2 protein-coding genes are annotated in these 1,615 nt (G+C 32.2%); both read right to left on the bottom strand.

Features of this window, described 5'->3' with window-relative positions:
* Positions 1-613, bottom strand: a 613-nt coding sequence (locus tag N2Z58_09385) for an asparaginase (protein MCX7654870.1), incomplete at its 3' end; no start/stop codon positions are given.
* A gap of 99 nt (positions 614-712) precedes the next feature.
* Positions 713-1,615: Asp-tRNA(Asn)/Glu-tRNA(Gln) amidotransferase subunit GatB (gene gatB / locus N2Z58_09380; GenBank protein ID MCX7654869.1), on the bottom strand; the 903-nt coding region annotated here is incomplete at its 5' end.

Below are 1,615 nucleotides of genomic sequence, written 5' to 3'. Positions count from 1 at the left end.
TATCGGAGGGGATGTATTCTCTTTTTCTCGGTAGACGATTAATTATAACTCGGCCTTTCGACACAAAACCGAGTGAACCAAAATCAAGGCTTTTGAATGACTCGATTTCATCAGAATAAATTTTTGAAACTTCACTTGCTGCATTAATTTCACCATTCATGCAAACAAGTACACCTAAATCTTTACAATTTTCACTAATTGCAACTGTTATTGAATCAATTAAATTTTTTTCACCATCCCAATCAGGTTCTGAAGAATTTTTCATCGAACCAGTTAATACAACTGGTTTAGGTGAGTTTATCGTTAAATCTAATAAGTACGCAGTTTCTTCGAGTGTGTCAGTTCCATGTGTAATCACAACGCCAACTATTTCATCTCTAAGGAGATACTGTTTTACAATATTTTTGAGTTGCATCATTAAATCTAAGGTCATGTGAGGTCCTGGATATTTACCAAAATCGTAAATCTCGATTTCTGCAATGTCTTGAAGTGCTGGAACGAGTTCAATTAATTCATTACCACTCAAGTAAGGAACTGCTCCACCAGTGGACTCATCAATTCGCATTGAAATAGTTCCACCAGTAAAAATTAATGCAACTTTTGGTTTAGACATTTTGACCTCAAATTTAATTTTTTAACTGTTCGTGAGTTACCATGAATGGAAATGCTAACCAAAGAAATCATCATGAATGATGGTAATTGAAAAGTTAATTCATGATTTTTTTGAATTACGATATTCTTCAAGTTTTTCCTTCAAAATTTTATTAACAAGGTTTGGATTAGCTTTGCCTTTTGTTTCTTTCATTACTTGGCCAACAAAATGAGCAAAAACTTTTTCTTTGCCTTCGAGATATTGTTGGATTTGTTTTTGATTTGCGTCTAAGACTTTATCAATAATCTCTTTCAGAAGATTTTCATCAGTTATTTGAACAAGATTTTTTGTTCTAATTATTTCGGAAGGAGGTTGAGGATTAGAAATCATTTCGGCAAAAACATCTTTTGCAATTTTTCCACTTATAGTTTGATTATTTATCAAATTAATTAACTCGCCGAGCCATTGAGGTTTAATTGAAAAATTGTTGATAGAAATTTTTTCATCATTAAGGATTTTAAGAATCTCTGTCATGAACCAATTACTGATAGCTTTATAATCATTTGTAAACTTTGCAGTTTCTTCGAAGTAATCTGCGTATTCTTTCTCTGTGGTTAAAATATCAATGTCGTAATCTGGTAGGTTGTATTGAATTTTAATTCTTTCTTTTCTTTTAGATGGAAGTTCAGGTAAATCAATTCTTATTTTATCTATAAACTCATCACTAATTTCGAGTTGAGGTAAATCTGGTTCTGGGAAATAACGGTAGTCATGACTTTCTTCTTTCGAGCGCATTGGTTCAATCATTTGTTTATCCGCATTCCACAACAAAGTTTGTTGAATTACTTCACCACCATTTGAGATGATATCAATTTGTCTTTCTATTTCAAATCGCAGCGCATCCATCACATTTTTAATCGAGTTCATGTTTTTAACTTCTGTCTTTGTACCGAATAAATTTGAACCAACTTCTCTAATTGAAATATTTGCATCGCAACGTAGCCTTCCTTCTTCCATATTACC

Source organism: Fervidobacterium sp., from assembly GCA_026419195.1.
Lineage (GTDB): Bacteria > Thermotogota > Thermotogae > Thermotogales > Fervidobacteriaceae > Fervidobacterium.
This window is presented reverse-complemented; position numbering and strand designations above follow the sequence as displayed.